Here is a 14,230-nt window from a genome sequence, read left to right as displayed (position 1 = left end):
CTCAGTCCAGACAGGCCGCCACGACTCGCAGCGCCGCCTCCCCGCGCACGTCGTCGGCCAGTAGCGGCACCCGTTTCACGTCGCGACCGCGGTAGAGGTCGCTCGCCCGACCCAGCGCGTCCTGCTGGACGTTCCACCGGCGCTGACAGAACTCACAGTCCTCGAGGTTCGGCGTGACGATCCAGTCGTCGTCGACGCCCTCTAGATCGGCCACGTCGGCCGGGTCCTCCATCACGCGGTTGACCACCAGCGTCTCGACGGGGATGTCGAACTCGTCCAGCCGGCCGACGAGCCGCTCGGACTCGGTGACGCTCATCGTCTCCGGCACCATCACGACCCGGAAGTCCGTTCGCTCGGGGTCCCGGAGGACGGTTCGCAGGCGCTCGATGCGCTCCTTGAGCTCGTCGAGGTCCTGCTGGCCGGCGGCGTCCTCCCCCTCGCCGCCGCCGAACATCCCCTTCAGCCCGTCCATCATCCCGGAGAACTGCTGGCGGAGCTTCACCATCCGGCCGACCATCGTGTCCAGCATCTCCGGCAGCTGGAGCAGGCGCAGCGTGTGGCCCGTCGGCGCCGTGTCGACGACGACGCGGTCGAACCGCGGGTCGTCCATGTGCTCGATCAGCTTCTGCATCGCCGCCGCCTCGTCGGCGCCGGGCATCGTGCCGCCGAGCAGCGACTCCATCCCCGCCCCCTCGCCGAGCATCCCCGCGAGGTCGCCGACGGGGCCCTCCTCCTGCTGAGCCGCGAAGAACCCCTCCTCCATCGCGGCGTCGGGGTCGATCTCGACGCCCCACAGCGGCACGTCCTCGCGGAGGCGACTGGGGTGGGCGGGGATCTCCACGTCCAGCGTGTCCGACAGCGAGTGGGCCGGGTCGGTGGAGACGACGAGCGTCTTCGTGCCGGCCGCGGCGGAGGCGAGCGCCGTCGCCGCCGCGCAGGTGGTCTTGCCGACGCCGCCTTTCCCGCCGTAGAGCACGTACTCCGGCGCGTCGACGCGCTCCGGGAGGGTCGTGGCTACGTCGAGCGTTTCGGGCGAGTCGTGGGCGCCGGACTCCACCTCGACCGACTCGTCGTCCTCGTCCTCGACCGAGTCGACCGGCTCCACGTCGATTTCGCTCATTGGCGGCTCTGGGCGCCGCGGGCTTGTGTGTCTCTCGGTCCGGGGACGACTCAGCCCTCCCAGTCACGCGGGACGTACTGCGAGAAGTCGGGCTCCGGGCTCGCGCCCAGCGGCCGGAACGCGCGCTCGCCGTCGACGCGGAACTCCTCGATCGCCGCGCGCCCGGGCCCGGTCAGGTAGCCCAGGTACGCCATCGCCAGCGCGTAGGCGACATTGTACCGGGCCGGGTTGGTCGGGATCACCGCGTACTCGTTGCGCAGCAGCGCCGGCGGGTCGTCGATCCCGCGGTCGACGTGGGGCGTCAGCGACCCCTCCCGCACCGTGAGGAACGTGCCGCGGTCGGTCAGCGTGTACGCGCCCATCTGCTCTGCAGTCGTGAGCGTGTTGCCCATCCCCTGGCCCGTCTCGCGGTACCAGTCGCCCCCGGGCTCGACGCCGGCCTGCGCCCAGAGCGCCTGTTCGCGGATGTGGGTGCCCGAGCGGTCGCCGCGGGAGACGAACGGCGCCTCGCTGTCGGCGATAGCGCGGAACGCCGGCAGGGGGTCGCGGCCGGCGACGCCGGCGGGGTCGTCCGGCGGTCCGACCACGAGGAAGTCGTTGACCATCAGCGCCCGGCGGTTGACGCCGTGGCCGGCGCGGAGGAACGCGTCCTCCAGCGGGCGGGCGTGGACCAGCACGGCGTCGCAGTCGCCGTTGCGGGCGGTCTCCAGCGAGCCGCCGGTCCCCCGCGGCAGCGTCCGCACTGTGGCGCCGAAGGCGTCCTCGAACCCGGGGGTGACAGCGTCCAGCAGGCCGCTGTCGTACGCCGTCGTCGCCGTCGCGAGGGTGAGCGTCCCCGCGCCGTCGAACCCCTGCGCGTTCACGGCGTCGGGGTCGCCGCCACAGCCCGCGAGCGCCAGCGTCCCGCCGACGCCGACCGCGCGGAGGAGGGCCCGCCTGTCCATGGTGGAACAACCGTCTGAAGTTGCAAATATCTACTGGTGAGCCCGAAACCGGTTTCGTCGCGCCGGCAGCCGACCACAAGCTCCATCGCCCTGCGACGGCGACGACCGCTGTGCAGCGACGGACTCGTGCGGCGCTCGGGCTCGCGATCCTGCTGATCGTCGGCCTCGGCGCCGCCCTCACCTCGCCCCGGTGGGTGCTCTCGCGGCTGGACTGGCTGGCCGCCGAGCCCCTGCGGTTCGGCGCCGCGCTGGTCGCGCTGGCGCTGCTCCGGCCGGCGCTCGCGTGGCCGACGACGCTGATCGCCGTCGTCGTCGGCTACGGCTGGGGGCTCCCCGGGCTGCCGGTCGCGCTCGCGCTGATCGCGCTCACCAGCGTCCCGCCGTACCTGCTCGCCCGGCGCTCGGCCGACGGCGGCCCCGTGGCGAGCGCCGGCGCGCGGGCCGTCGACGCCACGGGCGACCTCCGGGGCGTGATCGTCAGCCGCCTGTTCCCGGCGCCCTCGGACGTGGTCTCGGTCGGTATCGGGCTCTCGGGCGTCCCGCTCCGGCCCTTCCTCCTCGGCACGGCGATCGGCGAGCTCCCGTGGGCGCTGGCGGGCGTCGTCGCCGGGGGCTCGGTCCAGCGTCTGCGCCGGGAGGGGCTCGGCGCGGTGATCGAGCCGGAGCTACTCCTCGCCGCGGCGGTCGCCGCCCTCCTCCTGCTCGCCGGCCCCGCCTACCGCCAGTTCCGGGGGCCGGAGGCGAGCTAGCTCACTCGAACAGCGACTCGCCGGTCATCACGTCGGGCTGGGCCATCCCGAGCAGCGAGAGGATCGTCGGCGCCACGTCGGGCAGCGAGCCGCCCTCGCGGATCGTCCGCCCGTCGGCGTCGCCGTCGGGCGAGACGTAGATCACGGGCACGGGGTTGAACGTGTGCGCGGTGTGGGGCGACTCGGGCGTCCCCATGTCGTCGGCGTTGCCGTGGTCGGCGGTCACGAGCAGGTGTGCGCCCGCGTCCGCGAGCACGGCCGCGAGCCGGCCCAGCTCGCGATCGACGGCCTCGACCGCGGCGACGGCGGCGTCGTAGTCGCCGGTGTGGCCCACCATGTCCGGGTTGGCGTAGTTGAGCACGAGCGCGTCCGGCTCCGGGTCGCCCTCGTCGACGGCCGCCACGGCGGCGTCGGTCACCTCCGCCGCCGACATCTCGGGCTGGAGTTCGTACGTCGGCACGTCCGGCGAGGCGAGGATCCGGCGCTGCTCGCCCTCGAACGGGCGGTCCCGGCCGCCGTTGAAGAAGTAGGTGACGTGGGGCTCCTTCTCGCTCTCGGCGACCCGGAGCTGGCTCATCCCGGCGTCGGCCCACAGTTCCCCCAGCGTCCGCTCGGGCTCGTTCGGCGGGAAGGCGACCGGGAACGGGTACGTCTCCTCGTAACGGGTCATCGTCGTCAGCCGGATCTCGGGTCGGTCGAGGCTGAACGGCCACTCGTCCGTGTCGATCCCGCCGAGAAGCCGGCAGAGCTGGCGAGTCCGGTCGGCACGGAAGTTGAACGTGATCAGCGAATCGCCGTCCTCGAGCGCCGGCGCGCCCGAAACCAGCGTCGGCTCGACGAACTCGTCGGTCTCCCCGCGCTCGTAGCTCTCCCGGACCGCGGCCACCGCGGAGTCGGTTTCGTATCGCGCGTCGCGGTTTACGATGGCGTCGTACGCCGCCCGTGTTCGCTCCCAGTTGCGGTCCCGATCCATGGCGTAGTACCGCCCCGTGACGGTGGCAACGCGGCCGGTTCCGTGGTCTCGGACGACCTGCTGGAGCTCCTCGAGGTAGTCGACGCCGCTTTTCGGCGGCGTGTCGCGGCCGTCGGTGAACGCGTGGGTGACGGCGTCGACGCCGCGCTCGGCCGCGAGTTCGATCAGCGCGTGGAGGTGTGACTGGTCGGCGTGGACGCCGCCGTCGCTGACCAGGCCGGCGAAGTGGACCCGCCCGCCGGTGTCGGCGGCGTGTGCGAACGCGTCGCCGATCGCGTCGATCTCGCCCAGTTCGCCGGCGGCGATGGCGTCGTTGATCCGCGTGAACGGCTGTTTGACGACCCGGCCCGCGCCGAGGTGCATGTGGCCGACCTCGCTGTTGCCCATCTGTCCCTCCGGCAGGCCGACCCGGCGGCCGTGGGCGGTCATCGTCCCGAACGCCCCGGCCTCGCGGAGCGCGTCGAAGTTCGGCGTCGCCGCCGCGCCGACCGCGTCCCGGCCGGGCTGATCGTCGGGCGCGAGCCCCCAGCCGTCGAGAATCACGAGTGCAGCGTCCATGCGGGAGGGGATGGGTGGCCGGCGTATCACGCCTTCGGTGCAGCCAAAGACCCATACCGTTTCGCGCGAAACGTGAGGCAGACCTGATGGACTGGGACGGGATCGAGAGACGCCACATGCTCGCGCTGTTGGCCGGGGGCGGCGCCACCGCCAGCGGCGCCTACGTCCTCTCCGACAGCCCCGACCCGGCCACGACCGACGAACTCGGCGACGAGGAGTCCCGGCGGCTGGCCGAGGCCCACGCGCCGACGCTGTACTACGGCGCCCGCGAGCAGTGGCCCGCCACCGACCCCCGGGAGTACGAGTCAGAGCGGGACGGCGACACCGTCGTCGACGGGTTCGACGCGCTCGACGGCTACAGCGCCGACGCCCGCGACACCGACTACCCGCACCCGACGGTGTTCTACAACGCCGTCGACTACCCGGACTCGCCGCTTTGCTGCGTGCAGTTCTGGATCTACTCGGCGTTCGACCAGTTCTCGACCAACTTCCACTGGCACGACTGGGAGGTGCTGCACGTGTTCGTCGATCGCTCGGCGGACGGCGGGGGGACCGATTCGGCCACGGAGTCCGCGACGACCGCCGAGGCGTCGACGCCGGCCGGGACGGGCGAGCCGGTGCTGTTCGTCGCCTCCGCCCACTCCCGCAAAGTACCGAACAACGAGCATCTCGACCCGGAGGTGACGCGGGCGTCGATCATCAGCGAGGTGGGCTCACACTCCAGTACGCTCGGGGTGAACGCGCGGCCGACGACGTTCCAGCGCACCGCCGTCGACGGACTGGCGCCCGACATCAGCAACGACCCCGTGGAGGTGATCTCCGGCGAGGCGTCGCTCCCGCTGGCGTACGGGCTCCCCCGGGACGAGGGGCTGACGCTGCCGTACGCGATCCCCGAGTACGAGGGCGAGCGCCTGCCGGAGCACGACCGCCTGCCGAACGTCCGGCCCGGGGACCTGACGCCCGACGAGCTCACCGTCGACACGTACGAGGCGCTGGCGAACCCCCCGGAGGGGATCCCCCAGCGCGAGGGCGACGTGGCGTTCGTCCCCGACGCGACCGCCGAAGCGTCGGTCGACGCCGAGGCGCGCTACGAGCTGGTCGAGATGGAGGCGATCCGGCACATCGACGACTTCACCGGGCCGCAGCTGAGCTTCAGCTTCACGGTGCCGCAGTTCGTCGAGGACGCGGTCTCGGGCCACATCACGACCGTCGGGGTGCCGTGGGACCAGCCACGGTTCACCAACCCCGAGACCGACATCAGCGACCCCCAGCACCGCGCGGCGCTGGCCGACCGCTACGAGCCGATCGACGCCGGCGGCGACGTGAGCCGCATCCTCGGCGCCGTCCGGGAGGCAACCGGCGCCGACGAGGCGCCGGGGAGCAACGGCGTCTCGCTGCTCGCACCCTCGATCGAGACGGTCGCGCTGCTCGAGAGCGACCCCGAGGGCGTCCCGACGTTCTCCGGCGTGGTGACGCTGGAGAACCCCGGCGAGGGCGACCACCGGCTCACCGTCAACGGCGCCGGGATGGCCCCCTACAGCGAGAAACTGACCCACGAGGGCGGGACGACCCGCGCCGGCGTCGAGGGCGCGATCCCGATGAGCGCCAACGAGGACGCCGTGAAAGTTCGCGGCGAGACTGGCGATGGAACCGGGCTGGCGTCGGTCGCGCTCGACGACGACTTCGCCGGCACGGTGTACGACGGCCGCCCGCCGGGCGAGGACGGGCAGTTCGGGATCTACGCCCACCGCGAGGGCGCCTACACCGCCGAGATTCGCGACGAGTCCGGCGGGACGGGCGCGCTCCGGGTCAACCCGAACGCGGACGACGAGACGGTCGAGCTCTCGGGGATCGAGACGGGGAAGGTCGCGCTGACGGAGTTCCTGCTCCGGTTCCTGGTGGAGACGCGCCTGCAGGTGGCGGCGATCCGGGACGACGAGGACGTCGACGGCGTGCCGACGGGCCAGAACATCGGCGACGAGACCCTACGGGAGGTCGTCGCCGCGGCGGACGAGAACGCGGGCGACCTCGTGGACGGCGTCGACGACGCGGTCGGCGAACTCCTCGGTGAGGACAGCGACGACGGCGACAACGGCGGCGGCAACGGCAGCATCGGCGGCGGCGTCGCGGGCGTCGTCCGGGCCGTCGACGCCGCAGTGCTGGTCGCCGTCGCCGCCCGGGCGGCCGCCCGCGACGGGCGGGGCGACGACGCCAACCGCCGGCTCGAGGGGCTCAGGACCCGGCTCTCGAACGTCGACGACAGCGTCGACGGGGAGGGGCTCCCCGGCGAACTCGCGGGGTTCGTCACCGGCCGGACGGGCCGGATCCGGCCGCGGATCGACGCCGCCGTCGACGCCGAACTCGACGCGGACTCGTAGCCGTCCGCCCCCGGTCGCCGACTACTCCTCGGGGCGGTGGGGGCGGCTGCTCCCGTCGTCTGGATCGAGGCGGAGGTACTTCGCGAACAGGTCCGCCACCCGGGTGTACGCGTCGACGACGTTCTCGCGCCGGCTGAACCCGTGGGGCTCCTCCTCGTAGGTCTGGAGCTCGTGGCGCTTGCCGTGTTTCTCGAGTTCGTCACAGAGCTGTTCGGACTGGCTGAGCGGGACCCGTGTGTCCTCCTCGCCGTGGAGCACCAGCACTGGGTCCTCGATGTCGGGCACGTCCCGGATCGGGCTGGCCTCGCGGTAGTTCGCGAGGTCGGTCGCGAGGTCGCCCAGTTCGCGCTTCATCAGCTGCCAGCCCACGTCGTCGGTGTCGTCGACGAACGTCTCGTAGTCGTACACGCCGTAGAACGCCGCGCCGGCGTCGTACGCGTCGGTGTTGCCCAGCGCGTTCACCGTCATCAGGCCGCCGCCGGAGCCGCCGAAGATCCCCGCGCGGTCGCCGTCGACGGCGGGGAACGCCTCGGCGGTCGCCGCGGCGGCGTCGATCACGTCGTCGAGGTCGCCGCCGCCCCAGTCGTCGTCGTTGGCCATGCGGTGGGCCCGGCCGTAGCCGTCCGAGCCGCGGTAGTTCGGCATCGCGACCGCGTACCCCAGCGCCGCGAAGTACTGCGAGCGGTAGTCCCAGCCGAAGTCGTCGAACGCGGTCGGGCCGCCGTGGGGGTGGACCAGCACCGGCACCGAGTCGGGCTCCTCCGGGAAGCCACCGACCGGCGGGTAGACGAGCGTGTGGATCTCGGTGCCGCCCGACCGGAACGTGAACTCGGTCGGCTCGGCGAGGCGTTCCGCGAAGCCGACAGCGCCGGTCTCGATCGCCGGCTCGCCCGCGCTGGCGTTCCAGAGCTGCGGCGGCGTCGTCGGGTCGCCGCGGACCGTGTACACCTCGCCGTCGATCCAGACCGGGCCGGTGTGGAACGCGTCGCCCTCGCTCAGCAGGTCGGCGTCGGCGCCGTCCAGCGCCGCGACGCCGACGTGGGCGCGCCCCTCGCGGGTCGCGGTGAACGCGAGTCGGTCGCCGTCGGGGTGCCACGCGGGCGCGCCGACCTCGGTGTCCTCGACGGCGTGGACGGCCGTCGTCTCGGCCGACTCGTCGCGCCCGGCCGCCGCGGCGACCGCCTCGCCGTCGGCGTAGTGGATCGCGTCGAACCCGCCGGCGTCGTGGACGAACGCCACGCCGTCGCCGTCGGGGTGGGGGCGCGGCGTCTGGACGCGCACGGCGTCCGCGGCGAACACGACCTCGGGCTCGGCGGCGACGCCGCCGTCCTCGATCGGGAACCGCACCAGTTCGGCCTCGTAGTCGAACAGGCTCCGGTGGGGTGCCCGGACCGCGTAGAGCCCGTCGTCGCCCCAGCGCGGATCGTTGTAGAGGTGGTCGTCGTCAGCGAGCACCCGCTGACTCCCGGTGTCGGGGTCGACGAGGACGAGGGCCGCGCGGGAGACCGCGTTCGTGACGGCGGCGACGCCGTGGTCGCCCCACGCGAGGCCGATCTCCGGGCCGTCGTGGTGAGTCAGTTGCTCGACCTCGCCGGTGTCGGCGTCGACCGTGGAGAGCGTCCCCTCGGCGTCGACGAAGGCGATCCGGTCGCCGTCGGGCCCCCAGGCGAGCCACTGGGTGTCGCCGCGGCCCCGGCGCATCGCGGAGACGCCCTCGCTGGTGAGCCGGGCGTCGGCGCCGTCCTCGCGGAGCCAGAGGTCGGTCTGGTCCTCGCGGTTCAGGGCGTAGGCGATGCGGCCGTCGTCGGGGGCCGTGGCCGCCTGCACGGCGGCGTCGGCGCTCGCCATGTCGGCGAGCAGGCCGTCGTGGGACGTGTCCCGGAGATCGCGTCGGTACATGGGGCCGAGATGGCGGGCCCGCAGGGATAGCCCTTTGGCCCCCGGAAACGCCCGCCGGCGCGGGAGCGACCGGGGTCGCGGAGTGAGACAGCCTTTTTGCTCCCTGCCGCCAAGCCCGAGTATGGACTCGGCGGTACTGTTGAACCTCCTGGGCAACGAGAACCGCCGGCGCATCCTGCGGCTGCTCTCGCACAAGTCCTGTTACGTCACGGAGATCAGCGAGTACCTCGGCGTGAGCCCGAAGGCGGTGATCGACCACCTGCGCAAACTGGAGGAGGCCGGGCTGGTCGAGAGCCACACCGACGACCAGCGACGGAAGTACTTCCACATCGCCCGCGCGGTCAGGCTGGAGGTCAGCGTCTCGCCGCACAGCTTCGGCGCCAAGAGCGCCTACCCCGCGAGCCGCGGCCTCGACATGACCGGCTGCTGTACGTACCTCGACATCGACATCGACGACCAGCCCAGCGACGACGGGCTGGCGGGGCTGGCGAAGGAGTTCGACCGGCTGCAGAGCCTCGAACGCGAGCTCTCGCTGGCCCAGCGCTGGGTCGACGGCCGGCTGAACGAGGTGCTCGACCGACTCAACGGCCACATCGGCGCCGAGGCCGACTCGCGGTTCTACGCCGCGGTGCTGTCGGCGGTCGTCACCACCGACGGCTCGCGTCGCGAGATCGTCGAGGAAGTGGACGCCGACGAAAGCGCCGTCGCGGACGCGCTGGAGCAGCTCACCGAGCACGGGCTGCTCCGGCGCGCCGAGGACGCCGACGCCTGGGAGCTGGCCTAGATCGACTTCGTCAGCCCGGCTCGGAGATCCCGCCCGAAGTAGTAGCCCAGCAGCGACGCCACCGCGCCGCTCCCGGCGCCGATGGCGCCCAGCGCCAGCCCGTACTGCTGGAGCCACTCGACGCCGATCGGGAGGAACACGCCGCTGAACACCTGCGTCACCGCCAGCACCGCCGCCACCGCCGCGCCCGCGACGCCGACCTCGAGATACTGCCGGCGCGAGCGACCCAGCCCGAGGAGGAACGTCGCCGCGAACACGCCGACGACCCGGCCGACGGTCCCCATGAACGGGACGAGTCCGCCGATCGCGCCGCCGGCGACGACGCCCGCGACGACGACGCCGAGCGCCAGCAGGAACGCTCGGGGGGAGAACAGCCGGCCCACGCGGCGACGGACGCCCGAGAGGCGACCACCGCTCGATCCAGCCTCCTCGTCGGCGTCGGCGGCGAGCTCCGCCTCGGTTTCCGTCTCCCGCTCGCGCGATCGCTGCATGCCCGTAGCTGGGGGAGCCGGCAGTATGGGTCTTGCGCCGACAGCCCCCGGAGGGCGCTTCGAGAAGGCAGTTTCAAGTCCGGGCGACCGGAAGCTGCGGGTATGAACCCCGGGGACCGCGTCCGCGTCGACCACGACGGCGCGACCGACGAAGGCGTCCTGATGCCGACGACCGACGAGGACCACCTCGTGCTCAAGCTCGACGGCGGCTACAACGTCGGGATCGCCCGCGACGGCGCCGACGTGGAGCTGCTGGAGTCGGACGTGTACGACATCGAGGAGGGCGAGGCCGGCGGCGGCGAGGCCTCCGAGATCGAGTTCGACGAGGCGCTGCCGACGGTCGCGCTGGTCTCGACCGGCGGCACCATCGCCTCGACCGTCGACTACCGCACCGGCGCGGTCACCGCCCGCTTCGACGCCGAGGACGTGCTGCGGGCCGTGCCGGAACTCGCCGGCCGGGCGAACTACCGCGGCCGCGTCGTCGCCGACATCCTGAGCGAGAACATGGAGCCGTCGATCTGGCAGGAGCTCGCTCGCGCCGTGAAGGAGGAGATCGAGGCCGGCGCCGACGGCGTCGTCGTGATGCACGGCACCGACACGATGCAGTACTCCGCGGCCGCGCTGTCGTACATGCTCGACACGCCGGTCCCGATCGTGTTCACCGGGAGCCAGCGCTCGGCCGACCGACCCTCCTCGGACAACGTGATGAACGCGGTCTGTGCCGTCGAGGCGGCGACGGCCGACGCCGCCGAGGTGATGGTCTGCATGCACGCCACCCCCTCCGACGACGACTGCGCGCTCCACCGCGGCACGCGCGTCCGGAAGAACCACACCTCCCGGCGCGACGCCTTCGAGACCGTCGGCGGCGAGCCGCTCGGGACGGTCGACTACGACGCCGCGAAGGAGGGGCAGGGCGACGCCGCGGGCGTCGAGTTCGCCGGCGAGTACGCCGAGCGCGGCGCGGCGGAGCTCGCGATCCACCCCGACCTCGCGACCGACGTGGAGCTGGTGAAGCCGACGCCCGGGATGGACCCGGCGGCCTGGGAGTACCTCGACGGGAAGTCCGGCGTGATCGTCGAGGGGACGGGGCTCGGCCACGTCCACACCGACCTGATCCCGCGACTCGAGGAGCTGGTCGAGGACGGCACGACCGTCGCGATGACCTCGCAGTGTATCGAAGGGCGGGTCTGTGATCGCGTCTACGACACCGGACGGGACCTGCTCGACGCCGGCGTCGTGGAGTGCGGCGACACGCTGCCCGGGACGGCGAAGGTGAAGCTGATGTGGGCGCTCGAGAACACGAAATCGCCCGCGGACGCGATGGGTCGGGAGCTCGCGGGTGAGCTCACCGAGGAGTCCCAGCCATGGCGCTGACGCGGGAGACCGAGTACGCCGACGACGACGAGATCGAGGTCCGGGAGGCGGTCCCCGGCGACTACCCCGCGGTCGCGGCGTTCACCGCCGACACGTGGGAGAGCGGCGACTACATCCCCGACGCGTTCCCGCGGTGGATGGCCGACGACGACCCCGACACCCGGACGTTCGTCGCCGTCGACACCACGGAGTCGCCGCCAGACCCCGAGCGCGTCGACGCCGTCGACGCCGACGAGGTCGACGGGGTCGCCGCGGACCGCGCGGTCGGGATCTGTCAGGCCGTCGGGCTCAGCGAGCACGAGGGGTGGATGCAGGCGATGCGCGTCGACCCCGACTACCGCGGCCGGCGCCTCTCGCGGGCGCTGAACGACGCCGGCTTCCACTGGCTCCACGAGACGGGCCGGCGCGTCGCGCGGAACATGGTGTTCTCGTGGAACACCGAAGGGCTCGGCGCCTCCCGGGTCAACGGGTTCGAGCCCGGCACCGAGTTCCGGTGGGTCCAGCCGGAGCCGGACGCCGAGGCGGCCGCGCGGACCGACGACGCCGCAGTGATCGACGCCGACCCGGACGCTGCGTGGGGGTTCTGGAGCGACTCGGCGGCGCGTGACGCGCTCGACGGGCTGGGCCTCGACTCGGGGGAGTCGTGGGCGCTGTCGGAGCTGACACGCGACCGACTCCGGCGGGCCGCAGAGGAGGACCGACTGCTCGTGGTCTCGGCGCCCGACGGCGGCCTCGGCGGGTTCGCCTACCGCGTCCGGACGAGCGAGCGGGAGGGTGACGACGGCGAGTCACAGGTTCGGGCGGAGTACGGCGTCGCGGCCTGGGCAGGCGCCCAGTCCTGTGACGCGCTGCTGGCGGCGATCAGTCGCGACGCGGCCGCGGCCGGCGCCGCCACGACGCGGGTGCTGATCCCTGAGTCGGCGACGTGGGTGAGCGACGCGGCGCTGGCGGGCGCGGAGATCGGCGAGGACCCCGACTTCGTGATGCGGGCGGACCTGACGAAGCGCCACTGGGCGTAGCGCCCCGGCTCAGACGGCGACGACCCAGGCCCGGTAGCTCTCCTCGCGCTCGTACACCTCCCGGAACACGCGGTCCGCGAAGTCGGCGAGCCGGTTGGCGTCCGATCGGGCGGTGATCCGGACGTTGGTCCCCTCGGCCTCGTCGGGCGACTCGAGCTCGTCGATGCGGAACTCGGGGAACTCGTCGACCAGCGCCTTGACGCGGTCGAGCTCCTCGTCGGTGACGTCCAGGTTGAACGTCTTCTCGGCGAACTGGAGCCAGGGCTGGGGCTCCTCCTCCTCGTCCTCGCCGTCGTCGCCATCGGGGTCGAACGCCGGCTCCTCGGGCGGCGCGGCCTCGATGGTGAGGAAGGCGCTGCCCCGGGTGCGGTGGGCGGTGACGGCGTCGGCGAACAGCTTCCGGCGGTCGGTGGGCGTGTCGGCGTCGAAGCGGGTCATACGGGCTCTGTGAGGGCCGGCGACTAATCAGTCCCGGACGCCGACCGCTTTCTTCAAGCCTTTATGCACGGCCCGAGTCTCTTCCGATATGGCCGACCACCACATCCTACTGCTGGGTCCGCCCGGCGCCGGCAAAGGCACGCAGGCGAAAGAGCTGTGTGAGACGTACGATCTCGACCACGTCTCCACGGGAGACGCGCTGCGAGCGAACAAGGACATGGAGACGGAGTACGGCACCCCGCGGAGCTTCATGGAGGCCGGCGAGCTCGTCCCGGACGAGGTCGTCAACGAGGTGCTCGCGGCCGCGCTCGAGGACGCCGACGGCTACGTGCTGGACGGCTATCCGCGCAACCTGGATCAGGTCGAGTACCTCGACGACGCGACGGAGCTGGACTACGTGTTCTTCCTCGACGTGGACCGCGACGTGCTCGTCGAGCGCCTGACCGGCCGCCGCGTCGACCCCGAGACCGGCGAGAACTACCACGTCGAGTTCGACATGCCCGAGGACGAGGAAGTGCGCGAACGGCTCGTCCAGCGCGACGACGACGAGGAGGACGTGGTCCGCGAGCGGCTCGAGGTGTACGAGGAGAACACCGAGCCCGTGATCGAACACTACCGGGAGACCGGCGAGCTGGTCGAGATCGACGGCGAGGGGACGCCCGAGGACGTGTTCGAGCGTCTCACCGACGCTATCGACGGCTGAGCGGCCACCTCGCTTCTCCGAGCCTCGCCGCCGACGAGAGCGGCAAGTAAAAGGTTCTTTACGCCCGGTAGCGAAGGGAGTCTCAATGGTACGGACCGAGAAGCGCGTCCGCGAACTCGTCTCGGAGGACCCCGCGATGCGGGAGGTCGTCGAGACGGTGCTCGACCGCGCCGACGACGGCGAGGTCGGCTGGACGGACGTGAAAGGCGAGATCGAGAGCGGCCAGTGGGGCCGACTGATCGAGAAGGAGGTGCTCGTCGAGGGCGAAACGGGGTTCCGGATCGAGGACCCAGAGGCCGCCCGCGAGGCGCTCGAGTCCGACGACGACCTCACCAGCTCGTCGGTCGACCTCGACGACGTCGAGAGCACGTCGTGGTCGAAGTGGGACAAGATGGCCGGCGGCGGCACGGTGCTGTTCATGGTCGGCTACGCCTACGCCCCGGTCCGGAACGTCGTCGGCGGCGCCATCGACGTGGTGCTCGGGCCGCTGCTCGAGGTGCTGCCGTTCTACGCGGTCGTGCTGCTGCTGGCGATGACGACCGGGCTCTACTCGACGGTGCTGCGCGCGCTGCTGATGGACATGGACAAGATGAGCATGTACCAGGACCGGATGAAGGACATCCAGGAGCGCCGGAAGGAGGCGAAGGAGCGCGGCGACGACGCCGCGATGCAGAAGATCCAGGAGGAGCAGATGGAGGCGATGGGCGACCAGCTCGGCATGTTCAAAGAGCAGTTCCGCCCGATGGCGTGGATCATGTTCCTCACCATCCCGGTGTTCCTGTGGATGTACTGGGCCATCG

Annotated in this window: 13 protein-coding genes; 7 read left to right on the top strand and 6 right to left on the bottom strand. The window is 72.2% G+C overall.

The features are described 5' to 3' along the window. Window position 1 precedes the first annotated feature (1 nt). A complete protein-coding gene (locus tag ACP95_RS04295; protein ID WP_049980024.1) occupies window positions 2-1,120 on the bottom strand; it encodes an ArsA family ATPase in 1,119 nt (372 codons plus the stop codon). 50 nt (window positions 1,121-1,170) lie between these two features. Then, complete coding sequence (locus ACP95_RS04290) at window positions 1,171-2,064, bottom strand: substrate-binding domain-containing protein (protein ID WP_049980023.1); 894 nt, start codon at window positions 2,062-2,064, stop codon at window positions 1,171-1,173. 110 nt (window positions 2,065-2,174) lie between these two features. On the opposite strand from ACP95_RS04290, the gene ACP95_RS04285 reads away from it, so the two are divergent. Beyond that, complete coding sequence (locus tag ACP95_RS04285) at window positions 2,175-2,813, top strand: TVP38/TMEM64 family protein (RefSeq protein ID WP_049980022.1); 639 nt, start codon at window positions 2,175-2,177, stop codon at window positions 2,811-2,813. A 1-nt stretch (window position 2,814) separates the two neighbouring features. Here the strand turns inward: ACP95_RS04285 and gpmI are convergent, their stop codons facing one another. Beyond that, window positions 2,815-4,344: a 2,3-bisphosphoglycerate-independent phosphoglycerate mutase gene (gene gpmI, locus ACP95_RS04280; protein WP_049980021.1), complete on the bottom strand. Its 1,530-nt coding sequence runs from the start codon at window positions 4,342-4,344 to the stop codon at window positions 2,815-2,817. Window positions 4,345-4,430: 86 nt separating this feature from the next. On the opposite strand from gpmI, the gene ACP95_RS04275 reads away from it, so the two are divergent. Then, entirely contained in the window at window positions 4,431-6,722 is a 2,292-nt protein-coding gene (locus ACP95_RS04275; RefSeq protein ID WP_049980020.1) for a hypothetical protein, read from the top strand. Window positions 6,723-6,743: 21 nt separating this feature from the next. Here ACP95_RS04275 and ACP95_RS04270 read toward each other — a convergent pair whose 3' ends face one another. Beyond that, window positions 6,744-8,621 carry a S9 family peptidase gene (locus tag ACP95_RS04270; protein WP_049980019.1) on the bottom strand — a complete coding sequence of 626 codons (1,878 nt, stop codon included), beginning with the start codon at window positions 8,619-8,621 and terminating at the stop codon, window positions 6,744-6,746. 121 nt (window positions 8,622-8,742) lie between these two features. On the opposite strand from ACP95_RS04270, the gene ACP95_RS04265 reads away from it, so the two are divergent. Next, the gene (locus tag ACP95_RS04265) at window positions 8,743-9,405 is read left to right on the top strand and encodes an ArsR/SmtB family transcription factor (protein ID WP_049980018.1); all 663 of its coding nucleotides are present in this window, start codon (window positions 8,743-8,745) and stop codon (window positions 9,403-9,405) included. Here ACP95_RS04265 and ACP95_RS04260 read toward each other — a convergent pair. Further along, complete coding sequence (locus ACP95_RS04260; RefSeq protein WP_049980017.1) at window positions 9,402-9,896, bottom strand: hypothetical protein; 495 nt, start codon at window positions 9,894-9,896, stop codon at window positions 9,402-9,404. The two genes, ACP95_RS04265 and ACP95_RS04260, sit on opposite strands and share 4 nt — an antisense overlap. A 102-nt stretch (window positions 9,897-9,998) precedes the next feature. Here ACP95_RS04260 and gatD point away from each other — a divergent pair, with 102 nt between their 5' ends. Both gatD and ACP95_RS04250 read left to right on the top strand, forming a co-directional pair. Then, window positions 9,999-11,270, top strand: a complete 1,272-nt coding sequence (gatD, locus tag ACP95_RS04255; RefSeq protein WP_049980016.1) for a Glu-tRNA(Gln) amidotransferase subunit GatD — start codon at window positions 9,999-10,001, stop codon at window positions 11,268-11,270. Further along, on the top strand, window positions 11,261-12,289 hold the full coding sequence (locus ACP95_RS04250; RefSeq protein WP_049980015.1) for a GNAT family N-acetyltransferase: 1,029 nt from the start codon (window positions 11,261-11,263) through the stop codon (window positions 12,287-12,289). Before gatD ends, ACP95_RS04250 begins: the two co-directional genes overlap by 10 nt. 9 nt (window positions 12,290-12,298) lie before the next feature. Here ACP95_RS04250 and ACP95_RS04245 read toward each other — a convergent pair whose 3' ends face one another. Continuing rightward, entirely contained in the window at window positions 12,299-12,727 is a 429-nt protein-coding gene (locus tag ACP95_RS04245; RefSeq protein ID WP_049980014.1) for a hypothetical protein, read from the bottom strand. 88 nt (window positions 12,728-12,815) lie between these two features. Here ACP95_RS04245 and ACP95_RS04240 point away from each other — a divergent pair, with 88 nt between their 5' ends. Then, window positions 12,816-13,430 carry an adenylate kinase gene (locus ACP95_RS04240; protein ID WP_049980013.1) on the top strand — a complete coding sequence of 205 codons (615 nt, stop codon included), beginning with the start codon at window positions 12,816-12,818 and terminating at the stop codon, window positions 13,428-13,430. An 85-nt stretch (window positions 13,431-13,515) separates the two neighbouring features. Then, on the top strand, window positions 13,516-14,230 hold a 715-nt coding region (locus tag ACP95_RS04235; RefSeq protein ID WP_049980012.1), incomplete at its 3' end, for a DUF106 domain-containing protein.

The sequence above is a fragment of the Halolamina rubra genome (assembly GCF_000739555.1).
Taxonomy (GTDB): Archaea; Halobacteriota; Halobacteria; order Halobacteriales; family Haloferacaceae; genus Halolamina; species Halolamina rubra.
Note: the sequence above shows the minus strand (reverse complement) of the source record. Positions and strands in the feature narration are given on the sequence as shown.